The sequence below is a fragment of the Umezawaea tangerina genome, from assembly GCF_003002815.1.
GTDB lineage: Bacteria > Actinomycetota > Actinomycetes > Mycobacteriales > Pseudonocardiaceae > Umezawaea > Umezawaea tangerina.
Map to the genome: position 1 here is coordinate 274,526 of NZ_PVTF01000001.1, position 15,379 is coordinate 289,904.

Sequence of the window (15,379 nt, forward strand, 5' to 3'; positions counted from 1 at the left end):
TGTTGCGCCGTCACGCCGTGCCGCTCTGGGCCTGTCCCGTCTGGGCGAGGAACGGGCAGCCGACGAGCCTGCGCAGCTCCACCGACAGCTCCTTCGCCGACTCCACCGGTCGGGAGAACGCGATCCGCACGTCGTGGTCGGTGTCCGGCGCCTCGACCCGCAGCCGCAACCCGAACCGGTCGAGGCCGAGCGGCCGGACGTGACCGCCCCGCAGCTCCTCCGGCAGGTGCTTCGCGAGCATCGACACCACGTCCCGGTGCGAGAGCTCCAGGTGCCGCAGCCAGTGGTCCTCGTGCGCGCAGAACGGGTCCGGCGTCGCGGCGGCGAACTGCTCGGGCCGCAGCGAGCTCGTGCCCTCGGCGTCGGCGATCACCATCGAGGCGGGGGTGAGCCGCAGCACCGTGGCGCCGTGGCCCGCGTCCAGCAGCCGGGGGTCGGCGCGCTGGTCCACAACGGACAGCACCTCGTCGCGCGCCTCCTGGCCGTCGAGCGCGCGCAGCCACCCGGTGATCCACAGCAGCCCGCGGACGGGCTCGCGCAGCTGCACTGGGGCGTGGTCGGCGACCTCCAGCATCGCCGTCACCTCGGCCCTGGGCGCCTGCCACGCCGACGCCACCAACGGGTGGTCGTCGGCCATCAGCAGCATCGCGTTCCCGCTCGGGTGCACGTGGTGCAGCAGCGGGGTGATCCGCGCGCCCTCGGAGGTGTCACCCGTGGAGGGCAGCAGTGCGGCGCGGCCGCCCCTGGCGGCGATCGTGCGGGCGCGCTCGGCCGCGTGCGGGGCCGGCGGTCGTCGGTGCTCGGTCACCGCTCACCTCCTTAGGTTAGGTGAGCCTAACTTGGAATTGCCTGGAGACGGAAGTCCTTCACCCGTCGTAACCTCTTTCCCGTCAGGCGGAGGTGGCCTGTGGCCGTGCCGAACAAGCCGTCCACCGAAGGAGCGGCGCGCTACGACAAGTGGACCCAGCAATGCCTCGACCGCGCAAGTCGAAGGGCTCTGACCTGGGTCTACGTCGGTGTGCTCGCGTTCGTCGGCCAGCTCGTGCTGGTGTTCCGGGTGGGCACGTCGTCGGTCCTCCCGGTCGTCCTGCTGGCCGTTTCGGCCGTCGTCTTCGCCTTCGCCCTCCGCCGACGTCCACCCATTGGGATGATCCTGGCCGACGAGCCGTGGAACCAGGTCCAGATCCGCTGGGACGGCAGGCTGGTCGTCGTCTCCGGCACCCGCCCGGTCGTCCTGGCCGTCCAGGGCATCGGCCCCGTGCTGCGCGGCCGCGTCCGCCGCCACCGCCGCGCCTGGCTCGTCGACCCCGACGACCGGGGGAACACGGTCATCGCGTTCCGCGGCGTCCCGAAGCTGTTCCACGCCAAGGTGCTGACGCGGGTGTTTGGTTGATCAACGCCATGGGGTATCTGTAGAGGTGATGAGCACCGCGGAGACGATCAGCGACGAGTGGACGACCCGCTGCATGGCGCGCGCCGACCACCGCGCCCTGGGCTACCTGTCCATGGCGGTCGGCGCGGCCCTGCTCGTCGTCACCCTGTGGATCGCGCTGGACTCCAAGTGGGTCTTCATCCTGCTGCCGTTCTGCGTCGAGCTGGCCGTCCCCGGCCTGCGCCACCTCTTCGGCCGCTCCAAGGTCCAACGCCTCATCCGCGACCACACCTGGCACGCCGTCGAAGCCACCTTCGTCCCCGGCCGCGCCCGCATCGGCCGCCACGCCTACCTGGAGATGCCCGGCTCCGACCGCACCTACCTGCGCGTCTCGGAGATGCCCGAACGCGTCCGCGACCACGTCCGCAAGACCGGCCGCCTCTGGATGGCGGGCCCCGACGCCACCGGCCGCACGGCCGTGATCACCGAGCAGTGCCTCTACCTCATCCTCGGCCGCATCGTGATCCGCTGACGTCCTGCCCGCCGGTACGACCCCCGGTCAGCGCCCGACGGGAATGCCCGACTGCTCGGCCCAGGTGGCCACGTCCTCCCGGCGCAGAGCGGTGGCGAGCAGGTCGGGGAAGCGGTCCGGGGTGCAGGCGAAGGCGGGGGCGCCGAGCGCGGTGAGCTTGGCGGCCAGCTCGTGGTCGTAGGCGGGGGTGCCGCTGTCGGAGAGGGCGAGCAGGACGACGAGGGTGACGCCGCTGGCGACGAGCTCGCGGACCCGGCGTTGCAGCTCGTGGGCGACACCGCCCTCGTAGAGGTCGCTGATGAGGACCATGACGGTGTCGGTCGGTCTGGTGACCAGCGACTGGCCGTAGGCGACCGCGCGGTTGATGTCGGTGCCGCCGCCCAGCTGCGTGGAGAACAGCAGGTCGACCGGGTCGTCCAGGGTCTCGGTGAGGTCGGCGACCTCGGTGTCGAAGACGACCAGCTTGGTGTCGATGGACTTCAGGGACGCGAGCGAGGCGCCCATGACGGCCGAGTAGACGACGGACTCGGCCATGGAGCCGGACTGGTCGACGAGCAGGACCACGTCCCGCAGCGCGGCCGAGCGGTTGCGGCGCTTGCGGCCCAGCAGGTTCTCGACGACGAGGGTGCGCTGCTCCGGTTGGTAGTGGCGGAGGTTGGCCTTGATCGTCGTCGGCCAGTCCACATCGGACGGTCGAGGGCGGCGGGTGCGCCGACCGTGGTCGACGGCGCCGCGGACGGCCGCCACGAGGCGGTCGGCGAGCCTGCGCTCGATGTCCTCGACGACCTTGCGCACCACGGCCCGCGCGGTGTCGCGGGTGCGGGCGGGGATCGCGGAGGACAGCGACACCAGGGTGCCGACGAGGCTGACGTCCGGTTCGACGCTCGACAGCAGCTCGGGTTCGAGCAGCAGCTGGCGCAGACCGAGCTTGTCGACGGCGTCCCGCTGCATCACCTGCACCACGGACGTGGGGAAGTACTTGCGCACGTCGCCCAGCCATCGGTGCAGTACCGGCGCGCTGGAACCGAGCCCCGCGCTGCGCTTGCCCTCGGACCCGCCACCACCCGTGCCCTCCGGGGGCGCGCCACCGCCGTACAGGCCGGTCAGCGCGCCGTCGCGCCGCTGGTCGTCCTCGCTCAGCCCGCCGACGCACTCGGCCGCCGGGCCGAGCAGCAGCCGCCACCGCCGCGCCCGCTCCGAGTCCTGCGCCACGACCTCGGTCATCCGCCCACCCCCGCCAGCAGGGCACGCACGTGCCCCGACAACCGCTCCGCCATCGCCTCGTCCCACTCGCCCGCGACCGCCGGGCTCCCCGGCGACCCCAGCACGCGTTCGCCGAGCAACCGCCGTTCCGCCGCGCTGAAGTCGCTGATCGCCCTGCGCAGCAACGGCAGCGCGTCGTCGAAGTCCGCGGGCGCCAACCCCGACAGCCACTCGTCGACCAGGTCGAACAGCCGCGCGTCGGCCGCCAGCAGCGCCGCCGACCCGCGCAGGAACCCCGACACGAACGCCGTCGCCCCGCTCGCCGTGCCGCCGTTCCACGACGTCGCCCGGTGCAGCCGGGTAGCCACCGCCGCCGTGTCCAGGTCGCCCGACTCCCACAGCAGCCTGGTCGCCCGGCCGGTCGGCAGGCCGTGCGCGTCCGGCATCCCCACCAGCGACAGCAGCGCCCGCCGCCACGTCGCCTGGTGCTCCTCGTCCGCGGCCAGCCGCACCGCGTCGTCCGCCCCGTTCACCGCGGCCAGCGCCCGTTCGGCGGTGTGGTCGTCCACGCCCCGGCAGGCCAGCGGCAACCCGACCGCGCCGCGGGCCAGCAGCCCGTGCAGCGCCACCCGCAGCAGCTCCGGGTCCGTGCCGCGGACCGAGCCGTACCGGACCGTCGTGGCCAGGTCGGGCAGCGCGCCCAGCAGTTCCACCGCGTCCGTCGCGGCCGCCGCGCACCGGTCCAGCGCGCTGCGCGCCGCGAGCACGGAGACCGGCAGCTCGCAGCCGACCGCCTCGGACAGCACCTCCGCCGCCACGGCCACCCGGTCGGCGGCCGCCGCCCGCTGCCGCAGCACCCGGTCCGCCGCCGCCTCGACCGTCGTGCCGTGCCGGGCGGCGCCCGCCAGCGACACGGCGAAGCCGGGGTCCCAGCGGAGCTGCCACGCCTCGGCGAACGTGCCCAGCGTCCGCGTCCGGTCCGGCCTGCCCCACGGCACGCCCAGCACCGCCAGCCTGCGCAGCAGCTTCGACCGCTCCCGGTCGTTGTCCTTGCGCAGGTCCAGCCGGATCTGCTTGCCCTCCAGGCTCGGCGGGAACTTCAGCCTGCGCTGCGACCGGGCCAGGTCCGCGGCGAGCGGTGAGGTCGGCACACCCGCGCCGACCTCGCCCAGGCGCTCACCGATCACCAGCTTCTCGTGCACCAGCCGCAGGTGGACCTCGTCGCCGCCGCAGAGCACGGCCAACGCGGCCTCGCTGATCTCCGACAGCCCCGGCGACGGCCTGCCGCGCAACGCCGCCAGCGTCTCCGCCAGCCGCACGGCCTCGACCGCGTTCGCCGTGGACGCGGGCAGGTCCTCCTCCCGCAGCACCGAGCACGCGCGGGCGAACCAGCGCGGCACCGAGTCGCCCCGGTCCGCGCACTCCCACAGGTGGGCGTACCAGCCGGGGGAGTCGACGCCCGCGCCGTAGCCCGACGACGTCGCCAGCCGCCCGTGGCTCCACGGCACCCAGGTGCCCGACACCTTCCGCCTCGGCAGCCCCTTGAGCAGCGCCGCGTCCGCCGTCGAGGGCGGCAGCACGCGCAGCGCGGGCACGTGCCACGCCCCGCACACCACCGCGACCGGCCCCTCGGTCTCCTTCAGCGCCTTGCGCAGCGACTGCCGCATGAACGCCTCGCGCCGCAGCGTCCGGTCGTCCACCTGGTCGGCGAACTCCTCGCGCAGCGCCCCCATCGCCTCCGCGACCGCGGCGGCCAGGTCGCGGGGATCGGCGCTGCCGAGCTGGATTCCCGTGGGGTGCTCGACGACGTCCTCCCACCAGCGCTCGGGGTCGTCGAACCCGGCCGCTTCCGCGAGCACGCCCAACGGGTCGAGCACCGCGCGCGGCCCGGACTCCGCACCGGACTCCTCACCGGGCTCCCCGCCGCGTTCCTCTCGGGGTTCCTCGCCGAGCGACGCGGAGGCGGGCAGGTCGAAGAACCGCACCGGGACGCCGTTGTCGTGCGCCCACGTCATCGCCCGCCACTCCGGGGAGAACTCGGCGAACGGCCAGAACGCGGCCGACGACGGCTCCGCCTCGTCGTGCAGCAGCAGGGCGACCGGCGGCATGAGCGACGGCAGGTGCTCCAGCAGCGCGTCGCCCTCCGGCGGGCCCTCGATCAGCACGACCTCGGGGCGCACGGCCGCCAGCGCGGCCGCGACCATGCGGGCCGAGCCGGGGCCGTGGTGCCGGATGCCGAGCAGCACCACCCGGTCCGGCAGTGCCCGGTCCCGCCGGACCTGGTCGCGAGGGGCCATCAGGCGCCGCTCACCGAGTAGCCGGACGTGTCCAGGTCCTGGCACGCCCGGTACAGGTCGCGCCACTGGACGCGCTCCTTGACCACGGCCTCCAGGTACTCCCGCCACACCGCGCTGTCGGACACCCGGTCCTTGACCACCGCGCCGAGCAGCCCGGACGCCAGCTCGTCCGCGCCGAGCGTCCCGTCGCCGAAGTGACCGGCCTGCGCCATGCCGCCCGCGATCACCGAGATCGCCTCCGCCGTCGACAGGCTGCCGCTCGGCGACTTCAGCTGGGTGCGGCCGTCCACGGTGGACCCGTTGCGCAGCTCGCGGAAGATCCGCACGACCCGGCGCACCTCGTCCAGCGCCGGCGGCTCGGCGGGCAGCTGCAACGCCCGGCCGAGCTGGCCCGCCCGCGACGACACGATCCGCACCTCGTCGTCCTCGGTCGCGGGCGGCGGCAGCACGACGGTGTTGAACCGGCGGGCCAGCGCCGACGACATCTGGTTCACGCCGCGGTCGCGGTCGTTCGCCGTCGCGATCACGGTGAACCCCGGCACGGCCTGGATGTGCAGGTTCAGCTCAGGTACCGGCAGCGCCTTCTCGGACAGGATCGTGATGAACGAGTCCTGCACCTCGGCGGGCATCCGGCTCAGCTCCTCGACCCGCGCCACCGCGCCGGTCCGCATCGCGCGCAGCACCGGGCTCGGCACCAGCGCCGCCTCGCTCGGCCCCTCCGCGATCAGCCGCGCGTAGTTCCAGCCGTACCGCACGGACTCCTCGCTGGTGCCCGCGGTGCCCTGCACGACGAGCGTCGAGTCGCCGCTCACGGCCGCCGCGAGGTGTTCGGACAGCCACGACTTCGCGGTGCCCGGCACGCCCACCAGCAGCAGCGCGCGGTCGGTCACCAGCGTGCCGACGGCGACCTCCACCAGCCGCCTGCTGCCCACGTACTTCGGCGTGATCACGGTGCCGTCCGGCAGCGTGCCGCCCAGCACGTAGGTCACCACCGCCTGCGGCGACATCCGCCACCGGGGAGGGCGGGGGCGGTCGTCCGCGGCGGCCAGGGCCGCGAGCTCGGCGGCGTACTGCTGTTCCGCGGCGGGCCGCAGCACGGTCTCGGTCGTCACAGGACGGGTCCCTTCCGGTCGAAAGCCTGGGTCAGTCGCATGCGCAGCCGCAGCACGTCGAGCTCCGTCGAGTGCTCCGGCCACCGCTCGGTGATCCGCGCCCAGCTCGCGCCGAGCACCTCCGCGTCACCCCTCGCCAGCAACACGGCGGGCGGGCGGCCCGCGCGCCACCGGGGGTCGCGCATCTCGGCGTAGCGGTCGAGCAGGGCGGCGGTCGACTCCGCCGACCACGGCGCGGGCAGCTGCGAGCACGCGTGGTCGAGCAGGTCGTAGTTCCACTGGTGCGACACCGCGATCACGGTCCGCGCGGACAGCTCGGCGGGCAGCGCCGCCAGCATCTCCAGCTGTTCCATGCCGGTCAGCGTCTGCGTCGCCGCCACCGCCCACGGGCTCGCGTCGACCGCCCGCAGCAGCCGCTGCACCACCCCGCGCAGCAGCGCCGCCGCCCACGGTCCACGTGACAGCACGGCCGCCGCGCCCTCGTCGTCGGTCGACAGCCGGTTCGTCCAGTGCGACGGCGGCACGCTCGCCGCCGCCGCCCGCAACCGGCCCGCCACCCCGGACTCGGAACCGTCCTTCAGCAGGTCGCGCGACTCCTCGGGGCTGGTCAGCGCCTCCGCCCACAGCTCGTCGGACTGCACGTCGAACCCGTCCGTCGTCAGCCACAGACCGCGGTGCAGCCGTTCGGCGGCCCGTTCGGCCAGCGCGGACCCCGGCAACGCCCGCAGCAGCCGCAACGCCTCGTCGTGCACGCCGATCGCCCGGTCGTCCAGCGCCGTTTCCAGCAGCGGCTCGTCCTCGGCGCACAGCCCGGTCTCCAACGCGCTCACCAGCACCTGCCGGTCCGCGGCCCGCCGCTGCACCTCGAACTGCTCGGCCAGGAACTCCCGCGTCCCCACCGGATCCGCCCGGCGGGACCGCCGCAACGCCGCCAACCGCTGCGACCCCGGCAGGTCCAGCACCTCGTCCAGGTCCACCAGGTCCGCCGACACCCCGGACCCCGTCGCCCACGCCCACCCGGTCCGCGTCCCCGCCAACCACCGCCCGCGCGACCCGAGCACCGCCGCCACCGCCGACCGCAGCCCCGGATGCGTCGTCCCCAGCACCAGCAGCTCCGGCAGCGCCCGGTGCTCCGCCACCTCACCCGCCGCCCGCGCCTTGCCGCACCACTCGGTCAGCAGCACCTGGTCGTCGGCCGCCACGATCTGCGCGAACACGTCCCGCGCCGCCTCCCCGACCACCCGCTCGTCCACCCGCGGCGCCACCGCCAACCCACCCACGTCCACCACCACCGGCAACGCCGCCCCGAACCCGGCGACCCCCAACGCCGCGCAGTCGTCCAACAACACCCCCGGCTCCACCCCGCTTCGATGGGCGCCGACCAGCAACCGCCGCACCACCTCGTCCCACTCCTCCCGCACGCTCATACCGCCCCTCCGACCGCGCTCGGGAAGCCGTGCAGCCGACGCGTGCGGGACGAGCCGGCGTCGGTGGCACGGCGAGCCGGCACCGCCGCGCCGACACCGGCCTCGTGACCACCGGTCGCCCCCGTGCGGCTGTCCGGCGCCCTGGTGGTCGTGGGCGCGGCCCAGCTGGTGCGGTCGACCAGCACCCGCGCGCTGGCGGGCAGCCACCAGGTCCCGCGACTCGCGGTGAATGCGGTGCTCATGCCGCGCCTCCGATGGAAGGACGGATGCCGAGCAGCCGGAACCCGCGCGGCGCCACGGCTTCCGTGTCTTGGTGAGCCGGTACTCGTGCGTCGAAGAGGCCAACCACCTCGTGGCCGGTAGCGCTGTGCCGAGTACGGCTGTCCAGCACATCGGTAGACGTGGGTGCGGCCCAGCACGTGCGGTCGACCAGCACCCGCGCGCCGGCGGGCATGGTGCCGGCGGGCAACAACCAGGTCGTGCGGTTCCGAGCGAATGTGCTCATGCCGCGCCTCCGATGGAAGGACGGATGCCGAGCAGCCGGAACCCGCGCGGCGCCACCGCTTCGGCGTCGTGGTGAGTCGGTGACTCGTGCGCTGAAGGTGTCGACCGCCTCGTGGCTGGTAGCGCTCTGTCGAGCGCGGCTGTCCAGCATGTCGGTAGGCGTGGGTGCGGCCCAGCAGGTGCGGTCGACCAGCACCCTCGCGCCGGAGAGCTTGGTGCCACCGGACAACCACCAAGTCGTGCGGCTCCCGGTGAATGCGGTGCTCATGCCGCGCCTCCGGAGGAAGGGCGGATGCCGAGTAGCCGGAACGCGCGCGGCGCCACGGCTTCCGTGTCTTGGTGAGCCGGTACTCGTGCGTCGAAGGCGCCGACCACTTCGTGGCCGGTAGCGCTCTGCCGAGTGCGGTTGTCCGGCACGTCGGTGGTCGTGGGCGCGACTTGTTCGGTGCGGCTGGTCGGTACCAGGGTGGTCGCGGGCGTGATCCTCCTGGAGCGGTCGGTCGGCACGGTCGTCACGGCACGCCCGGTGCGGCTGACCAGCACCCGCGTCCCCGCGGGCCGGGTGCCGACCAGTAGGCGCCAGGTCGTGTGGTTGCGCTTGACCGTCGCGCTCACGCGGACACCTCGGGCTGGCAGGTCGCGGGCGCGGTCAGGGCGACCGGGACGGTTCGGCGGCCGTGGCGGGGGAGCAGGGAGCGGGTGGTGGTCCGCTTCGGCGTGCACCCCGGCCGCTGCCCGCCCGCCAGCAGCCGCTGCACGATCTCGTCCCACTCGGTCCGGGCGTTCACGCGATGTCCTCCGATGACTTGCCCAACGGGCAGTAAGTGGTCTTGGGGCGAGGTCATCCGACGACCTCGGGGGCCTTGCCGGGTTCGGCGACGGCGCCGACGCGGAGGTCGTGGCCGTCCCAGAGGCCCCAGGCGTCGAACGGTTCGCCGCCGGTGATGGCCAGGGCGCGGTCGAGGGCGGCGTCGCCGCGGACGGGCAGTGCCCGCTGTCCGACGTCGACCAGGAACCGGACGTCGGCGGTCGGGCGCACGGCGGCGCAGCCCAGCGGGTGCACGCGCTGCCACGGGTCCGCGCGCAGGGCCGGTTCGAGGCCGGCGAGGGCTTCCCGCCAGGTCATGGGTACCGGGATGGCCTCGGGGGGCCGTTCGGCGAGCAGCTCACCCACCGCGACCCGGCGCGGTGCCACGCCGGGGTACGGGTGCAGCGTGCCCGTCACCTCGCGGCCGTGCGGCAGCGACGGGGCGGGCTTCGCGCCACCGGCCGCGTACCGGATGCCGACCACCCACTCCGCGCGGTCGCGGCCCCAGCTCCACTGCCGGACCGACCGGACGAGGCCGTCGTCGGTCTCCATCCGCAGCAGGGCCACCCAGCGGTCCGACCAGCCCGGTGATGCCCGCACCCGCTCCTCCGGCACGGGGAACCCCAGCCGGGCCCGCACAACGTCGCCCAGCGGCCCGTCAGCGCCCTCGGAGAGCGTGGCCAGCAGGTGGAGGCCGCCGAGCCGATCCGCGGCGTCCACGGCCCACTGCGGGCCTCCCGCGGCCACGACCTCGCGCAGCCCGCCGACCGCCGCGGCCAGACCTGGCGCCTGCGCGTCGACCATCCGCGCGGTGATCGAGTGCCACCAGGCCGCGTCGCGCCCCGGCAGCCCGGCCACGCCGGACCCCGCGACGTCGCTGAGCCAGTCGCGCAGCGCGGCCACGCCGCCGCGCACCGCCTCGGCCCGGTCGCGGGCCGTCTTCTCCTTCGCCCGCGCGCGCCGCTGCACGGCCTCCGGCGAGGAGTCCGCGGGAGCCGCGGGCGCGTTCCGCCTCGCCTGCCAGCCGTCGGCCCAGTCCGGCGGCGCGTCGGCGACCGGCACGTCGCCCCGGACGTGCACCAGTTGCAGCGCCACCGCGTGCTTGCACGGGAACTTCCGCGACGGGCAGGAGCACTTGGTCGACCGGTCGCCGAGGTCGACGCACACCCGGTACGGGTTCTTGCCGCTGCCGGGGCACAAACCCCACAGCAGAGCCGCCGTCCGGCCGGTGCCGCTCCACCCCGCGGTGGCGGCCAGCCGGGTGGCGCTGCTCGCCACCTGACCGTCCGGCGCCTGCTCCAGCACTGCCTGTGCGTCCATGGTCGAAACGCTAGAGCAGGGCACCGACAAGAACGGTCTTAGTCCAGGTCAGGACCCCTGCGAGCCCACGACCACGCGTACTTCGGGTCCTCCGTCGCCAGCGCTGCCTCACCCAGTTCCAAGGGGCGGAACGTGTCGACCATGACGGCGGTCTCGTCGAAGTACTCGACGCCCAGCGACGCCTCGACGGCACCGGGCTGCGGGCCGTGCGTGCAGCCCGACGGGTGCAGCGAGAGCGACCCGATGCCGATGCCGGAGCCCTTGCGCGCCTCGTAGTTCCCGCCGACGTAGAACATCAGCTCGTCGGAGTCCACGTTCGCGTGGTTGTAGGGCACCGGGACCGCGAGCGGGTGGTAGTCGACCTTGCGCGGGCAGAACGAGCAGACCACGAAGTTCGGCCCCTCGAACGTCTGGTGCACCGGCGGCGGCTGGTGCACGCGCCCGGTGATCGGCTCGAAGTCGCGGATGTTGAACGCCCACGGGTACAGGCAGCCGTCCCAGCCGACCACGTCGAACGGGTGGTTGGCGTAGGTGAACCTGGTCAGCCCCGCGCGGTGCCGCACGAGCACGTCGACGTCCTCGCCGTCGACCAGCAGCGGCTCCACCGGGCCGCGCAGGTCGCGCTCGCAGTACGGCGAGTGCTCCAGGAACTGCCCCTTCGCGGACAGGTACCGCTTCGGCGGCCCGATGTGCCCGGTGGCCTCCAGGACGAGCACGTCCATCGGCTCGTCGGGAACCACCCGGTAGGTGCACGAAGTGGGGATCACGACGTAGTCGCCGTCGCCCACGGTGATCGCGCCGTAGATGGTCTCCACGGTCCCGCTGCCCGCCCGGACGTAGAGCAGCTCGTCGCCCGCGGCGTTGCGGTAGAGCGGGCTGGGCGCGTTCGCGACCACGAACCCGATCGTCACGTCGGCGTTGCCGAACAGCGTGCGACGGCCGGTGACCGCGTCCACCTCGCCGTCGGGCCAGCTCAGCGCGGGTGTCCGGAAGTGGCGCGGCTTGAGCGGGAGGTTCGGCGAGGTGGCGCCGCGGGTGTCCTCGACGGTCTGCGCGTCCACGATCGCGGTGGGCAGGAACCGGTGGTAGAGAAGTGCGGAGTCGGCCGAGAAGCCCTCCACGCCCATGAGCTCTTCCGCGTACAGCCCACCGTCCGGATCGCGGAACTGGGTGTGGCGCTTTCGGGGGATCTCACCGACTTGGCGGTAGTACGCCATGATCACTCCGGGCGTTCGATAGTCGGACATCTTTGTTCATTGACCGATACGCCACTAGCGTGTCAGCCGTGTCAAGCGCCTTCGAACTCCGTGCGCCAGGTCCACGCGGTACTCCGCCCCTGCTGGCAAGGCTTGTCGACGATGCCGCCCTGTTCCCGCCGGGCAACGCGTCCATGCCCGACGCGGTGCGCGGGCACCTCGACGCGCGTGTCGGCGAGTGGGCCGGCGCCATGGGCCTGTTCCTGTGTCCAGCGTCACGTCTGGCCGAGCTGATCACCGAGTTGATCAAGGTCAAGCCGGTGAAGCCCATCGCCCTGTCGCTGGTCATCGACACCGGCCTCGGCGGTGTCCCCAAGGCCGTGTCGATCGTCGAGTCCCGCAGCGAGCTCCTCGCGCTGCGGATGGTCGAGATGCCCGCCCCCTCCGACGTCGACGAGGTGTGGCTCGAACGCGTCTCCGAGTTCGTGCCCGAGGACGTGATCCGCGTGGTCGAGCCCCGGCGCGGCGGCGCCGAGTGGCTCGACGGCGTGCGCCGCGTCATCGAGCACGGGAGCTGGCCCAAGCTGCGCTGCGGCGGGGTCAGCAAGGAGAACTTCCCGAGTGTCGACGAGGTCGCGGACTTCCTCGCGGTGGTGAGCCACAGCGGGGTCGCGTTCAAGGCCACCGCGGGCCTGCACCACGCCGTCCGGCAGACCGACGAGGCCACCGGCTTCACCCACCACGGGTTCCTCAACCTGCTGGTGGCCACCGCCAGGTCGCTGTCGGGCGGGGACGTGCGGGAGGCGCTGGGCAGCACCGACGCCCAGGCGCTGTCCGCCGAGGCCAACGAGCTGACCGACCCGGCCGCCCACGCCGTCCGCGGCGTCTTCGCGTCCTACGGCTCCTGCTCGCTGGCCGACCCGATCGCCGACCTCGACGACCTGGGTCTGCTGTGAGCTGGGTCGACGCACCCGCGTTCGACCGCGACGAGCCGTTCGGGCCGCAGACGCTGCCCTACGGCGTCGTCGACGCCGGGGTGGCGGTCCGCGTCGGCGACCGGGCCGTGCCGCTGCGACCGCTCGCCGGGTACTTCGGCGACCGGCTGGCCGACCTGGTGGCCGCGGACACGCTCGACCCGCTGCTGGCCGCCGGCCGGCCGGTGTGGAGCGAGCTGCGCGCCCGCGTGGTCGAGCTGGTCGCGGCCACGGCCGCCCCGCGCGGCGCCGAGCTGGTGCCGCTGACCGGCGCGGTCCTGCCGTTCTCGGTCGCGGACTACGTGGACTTCTACTCCTCGCGCCACCACGCGGAGAACGTCGGCAAGATCTTCCGGCCGGACTCCTCCGCGCTGCCGCCGAACTGGACGCACCTGCCGATCGGCTACCACGGCCGTGCGGGCACGGTCGTCGTGTCCGGCACGGACGTGGTCCGCCCGCACGGCCAGCGCCGCGGCCACCCGAACCCCGAGTTCGGACCGTCCCGGCGGCTCGACATCGAGGCCGAGGTCGGCTTCGTGTGCGGCGGGCCGGTCGCCTCGCGGCTGTCCACCTCCCGCGCGGCCGAGCACGTGTTCGGCGTCGTCCTGCTCAACGACTGGTCGGCCCGCGACATCCAGGCGTGGGAGTACCAGCCGCTCGGCCCGTTCCTCGGCAAGTCGTTCGCCACCTCGATCTCCGCGTGGATCACCCCGCTGGAGGCGTTCGCGGTGGCGCGGGTGACCCCGCCGCCGCTGCCCAACCCGCTGCACGACTACCTCGTCGAGGACCAGTCGTGGGGGCTCGACCTGAGCATCGAGGTCGAGTGGAACGGCACGGTCGTCTCGCGGCCCCCGTTCCGCGAGCAGTCGTGGACGTTCACCCAGCAGCTCGCGCACCTGTCGGTCAACGGCGCTACGGTGCGACCGGGAGACCTCATCGCGTCCGGCACGGTCTCCGGGGCGGAACGCGACGAGCGCGGCTCGTTCCTCGAACTGAGCTGGGGCGGCGAGCAGCCGGTCGCCCTGTCCGACGGCAGCGAGCGGACCTTCCTCGAGGACGGCGACACGGTGCGCATCACCGCGACCGCCCCCGGCGAGGAGGGCTCGCTGGTCGGCCTCGCCGAAGTGGTCGGCACGATCGAGCCCGCCGACGGGAAGTAGAAGACCTTGGTCAGACCGCACTCGGACCCCCGCGGCCGCGCGCCCGTTCCGGTGACGCCCTCGAAGGAGAGCTCGCTGACCCTGGAACGGGGCCTCGCCCTGCTCCAGGCCGTCGCCGACGCGGAGACCGACGCGCCGAGCATCAGCGAGCTGGCGGCCGCCATCGGCGCCAGCCGGGCCGCGGTCTACCGGCTCCTGGTGCCGCTGCAGTCCAGGGGACTGGTGCGGCGCGAGGGCTCCAAGGTGCGGCTCGGGCTCGGCGTGCTGCGGCTGGCGGCGAACGTGCTGCCGCAGCTGCGGCAGGCCGCCCAGCCCGCGCTGCGGGAGCTGGCGGACCAGGTGGGCGCGACCGCGCACCTGACCGTGGCGGACGGCAGCGAGGCGCAGGCGGTCGCCGTCGTGGAACCGTCCTGGACGGCCTTCCACGTGGCCTACCGGGTCGGCAGCAGGCACCCGGTGCACCGCGGCGCGGCGGGCAAGGCCATCGGGCTGCCCGTGGACGTCCGGCAGTGGGTGCAGTCGACCGGCGAGCTCCAGCCCGGCGCCTACGGCGTCGCGTCACCCGTGCGCGGCGTGCCCGGACTGCGGGCCAGCGTGGGCGTGGTGGCGCTGGAGAGGCTCGACGGCGAGTCCATCGGGCCGCAGGTCGTGCGGGCCGCGCAGGACGTGGCGGCCGCGCTCAAGTAGCTCAGCCGAACACCGCCTGCCACAGCGCGATCAGCGCGAACGCGGCGAACACGAACCCCGCGCCGCGGTTGATCAGGTGCGCGGGCACCCTGCGGCTGATCTTGCTGCCGATGAACACGGCCAGCCCCGAGACGACCATCAGCGCGAGGAACGTGCCGAGCACGACCGCCGTCGGCTGGGCGAACCGCGCGGCCACACCCACGGCGGCGAGCTGCGAGGCGTCCCCGAACTCCGCGGCGAACAGCGTGCCGAACGACGTCAGCGCGGCCCGGCGGAACGTCGCGGGCTGCTTGCCCGCACCCGACCCGTCGGCCTCGTCGGTGTCGTCCTTCGCGAAACCCTCGCGGAACAGCAGGAACGCGCCGATCCCGAAGATCAGGAACACCGCGCCCGCGACCAGCCGGTTCGGCAGCAGGGCGATGGCGCTGCCCAGCGCCACGGCGATGACGGCCTGGAAGGCGAACGCGACAGCGGCACCCGCCAGCACCGGCATGGGGCGGAACCTGGTGGTCAGCACCAGGGTCAACGCCGTTGTCTTGTCCGGGAGCTCAAGCAGGAACACCAGCCCGAAAGCGGTGACCAGAGCCAGGAACCACGATGCCATTGGGCGAGCCTCCACGTCCGATGAAGCCCGGACGGAGGCGCAGCAGACCCCGACCGGGCATGGTGCACTACCCGGCCGGAGGTCTCGTTCGCCCACGCGAAGTGGGTGAGGGACCGGATCCCGCAACTGGCGGATCAGTATGTCGATCACCTCGCCGCGCCACAGCCGTTGACGAGCACTGGT

Annotated in this window: 17 protein-coding genes; 5 read left to right on the plus strand and 12 right to left on the minus strand. The window is 73.9% G+C overall.

The features are described from left to right. Window positions 1–10 precede the first annotated feature (10 nt). The gene (locus CLV43_RS01285) at window positions 11–808 is read right to left on the minus strand and encodes a DUF2470 domain-containing protein (protein ID WP_106185095.1); all 798 of its coding nucleotides are present in this window, start codon (window positions 806–808) and stop codon (window positions 11–13) included. Window positions 809–907: 99 nt separating this feature from the next. On the opposite strand from CLV43_RS01285, the gene CLV43_RS47565 reads away from it, so the two are divergent. Beyond that, entirely contained in the window at window positions 908–1,393 is a 486-nt protein-coding gene (locus CLV43_RS47565) for a hypothetical protein (RefSeq protein ID WP_106185096.1), read from the plus strand. 28 nt (window positions 1,394–1,421) lie between these two features. Next, a complete protein-coding gene (locus tag CLV43_RS46935) occupies window positions 1,422–1,904 on the plus strand; it encodes a hypothetical protein (protein ID WP_146174607.1) in 483 nt (160 codons plus the stop codon). Window positions 1,905–1,931: 27 nt separating this feature from the next. On the opposite strand, the gene CLV43_RS01300 is transcribed toward CLV43_RS46935, so the two are convergent. From CLV43_RS01300 to CLV43_RS01335, 10 genes are read right to left on the minus strand one after another with little or no spacing between them, the layout of a single operon-like run. Next, the gene (locus CLV43_RS01300) at window positions 1,932–3,128 is read right to left on the minus strand and encodes a VWA domain-containing protein (RefSeq protein ID WP_106185897.1); all 1,197 of its coding nucleotides are present in this window, start codon (window positions 3,126–3,128) and stop codon (window positions 1,932–1,934) included. Further along, complete coding sequence (locus CLV43_RS01305; protein ID WP_106185097.1) at window positions 3,125–5,404, minus strand: DUF5682 family protein; 2,280 nt, start codon at window positions 5,402–5,404, stop codon at window positions 3,125–3,127. The genes CLV43_RS01300 and CLV43_RS01305 overlap by 4 nt, the downstream gene beginning before the upstream one ends. After that, a complete protein-coding gene (locus tag CLV43_RS01310; protein ID WP_211304192.1) occupies window positions 5,404–6,516 on the minus strand; it encodes an ATP-binding protein in 1,113 nt (370 codons plus the stop codon). The genes CLV43_RS01305 and CLV43_RS01310 overlap by 1 nt, the downstream gene beginning before the upstream one ends. Further along, window positions 6,513–7,943 (minus strand): DUF5691 domain-containing protein, encoded by a 1,431-nt coding sequence (locus tag CLV43_RS01315; protein WP_146174608.1) that lies wholly within the window; start codon window positions 7,941–7,943, stop codon window positions 6,513–6,515. The genes CLV43_RS01310 and CLV43_RS01315 overlap by 4 nt, the downstream gene beginning before the upstream one ends. Next, entirely contained in the window at window positions 7,940–8,185 is a 246-nt protein-coding gene (locus CLV43_RS01320; protein ID WP_106185100.1) for a hypothetical protein, read from the minus strand. The genes CLV43_RS01315 and CLV43_RS01320 overlap by 4 nt, the downstream gene beginning before the upstream one ends. Further along, entirely contained in the window at window positions 8,182–8,715 is a 534-nt protein-coding gene (locus CLV43_RS46940) for a hypothetical protein (RefSeq protein WP_146174609.1), read from the minus strand. Before CLV43_RS46940 ends, CLV43_RS01320 begins: the two co-directional genes overlap by 4 nt. Next, the gene (locus CLV43_RS01325; protein ID WP_106185101.1) at window positions 8,712–9,062 is read right to left on the minus strand and encodes a hypothetical protein; all 351 of its coding nucleotides are present in this window, start codon (window positions 9,060–9,062) and stop codon (window positions 8,712–8,714) included. Before CLV43_RS01325 ends, CLV43_RS46940 begins: the two co-directional genes overlap by 4 nt. Beyond that, window positions 9,059–9,235, minus strand: coding sequence for a hypothetical protein (locus CLV43_RS47570; RefSeq protein WP_170155660.1), 177 nt, complete (start codon window positions 9,233–9,235; stop codon window positions 9,059–9,061). The genes CLV43_RS01325 and CLV43_RS47570 overlap by 4 nt, the downstream gene beginning before the upstream one ends. 53 nt (window positions 9,236–9,288) lie before the next feature. Then, window positions 9,289–10,575, minus strand: a complete 1,287-nt coding sequence (locus CLV43_RS01330) for an SWIM zinc finger family protein (protein WP_106185102.1) — start codon at window positions 10,573–10,575, stop codon at window positions 9,289–9,291. Window positions 10,576–10,613: 38 nt separating this feature from the next. Continuing rightward, window positions 10,614–11,792, minus strand: a complete 1,179-nt coding sequence (locus CLV43_RS01335; RefSeq protein ID WP_106185898.1) for a homogentisate 1,2-dioxygenase — start codon at window positions 11,790–11,792, stop codon at window positions 10,614–10,616. A 68-nt stretch (window positions 11,793–11,860) separates the two neighbouring features. Between CLV43_RS01335 and CLV43_RS01340 the strand changes: the two genes are divergently transcribed. Genes CLV43_RS01340 through CLV43_RS01350 form a run of 3 tightly spaced genes read left to right on the plus strand, consistent with a single transcriptional unit; the run spans window position 11,861 to window position 14,592 of the window. After that, a complete protein-coding gene (locus CLV43_RS01340; protein ID WP_425445711.1) occupies window positions 11,861–12,727 on the plus strand; it encodes a hypothetical protein in 867 nt (288 codons plus the stop codon). Beyond that, window positions 12,724–13,905, plus strand: coding sequence for a fumarylacetoacetate hydrolase family protein (locus CLV43_RS01345; protein ID WP_106185104.1), 1,182 nt, complete (start codon window positions 12,724–12,726; stop codon window positions 13,903–13,905). The genes CLV43_RS01340 and CLV43_RS01345 overlap by 4 nt, the downstream gene beginning before the upstream one ends. Before the next feature lie 6 nt (window positions 13,906–13,911). Next, window positions 13,912–14,592, plus strand: coding sequence for an IclR family transcriptional regulator (locus CLV43_RS01350; RefSeq protein WP_106185105.1), 681 nt, complete (start codon window positions 13,912–13,914; stop codon window positions 14,590–14,592). 1 nt (window position 14,593) lies between these two features. Here the strand turns inward: CLV43_RS01350 and CLV43_RS01355 are convergent, their stop codons facing one another. Next, window positions 14,594–15,196, minus strand: a complete 603-nt coding sequence (locus tag CLV43_RS01355) for a TMEM165/GDT1 family protein (protein ID WP_106185106.1) — start codon at window positions 15,194–15,196, stop codon at window positions 14,594–14,596. Between the last annotated feature and the right edge of the window lie 183 nt (window positions 15,197–15,379).

What these genes read in the sequence shown, in the direction of transcription:
- CLV43_RS01355 (WP_106185106.1), bottom strand. Translation starts at nt 15,196, where the DNA reads ATGGCATCGTGGTTCCTGGCTCTGGTCACCGCTTTCGGGCTGGTGTTC.
- CLV43_RS46940 (WP_146174609.1), bottom strand. Translation starts at nt 8,715, where the DNA reads ATGAGCACCGCATTCACCGGGAGCCGCACGACTTGGTGGTTGTCCGGT.
- CLV43_RS01300 (WP_106185897.1), bottom strand. Translation starts at nt 3,128, where the DNA reads ATGACCGAGGTCGTGGCGCAGGACTCGGAGCGGGCGCGGCGGTGGCGG.
- CLV43_RS01320 (WP_106185100.1), bottom strand. Translation starts at nt 8,185, where the DNA reads ATGAGCACCGCATTCACCGCGAGTCGCGGGACCTGGTGGCTGCCCGCC.
- CLV43_RS01315 (WP_146174608.1), bottom strand. Translation starts at nt 7,943, where the DNA reads ATGAGCGTGCGGGAGGAGTGGGACGAGGTGGTGCGGCGGTTGCTGGTC.
- CLV43_RS46935 (WP_146174607.1), top strand. Translation starts at nt 1,422, where the DNA reads ATGAGCACCGCGGAGACGATCAGCGACGAGTGGACGACCCGCTGCATG.
- CLV43_RS01335 (WP_106185898.1), bottom strand. Translation starts at nt 11,792, where the DNA reads ATGGCGTACTACCGCCAAGTCGGTGAGATCCCCCGAAAGCGCCACACC.
- CLV43_RS01305 (WP_106185097.1), bottom strand. Translation starts at nt 5,404, where the DNA reads ATGGCCCCTCGCGACCAGGTCCGGCGGGACCGGGCACTGCCGGACCGG.
- CLV43_RS01330 (WP_106185102.1), bottom strand. Translation starts at nt 10,575, where the DNA reads ATGGACGCACAGGCAGTGCTGGAGCAGGCGCCGGACGGTCAGGTGGCG.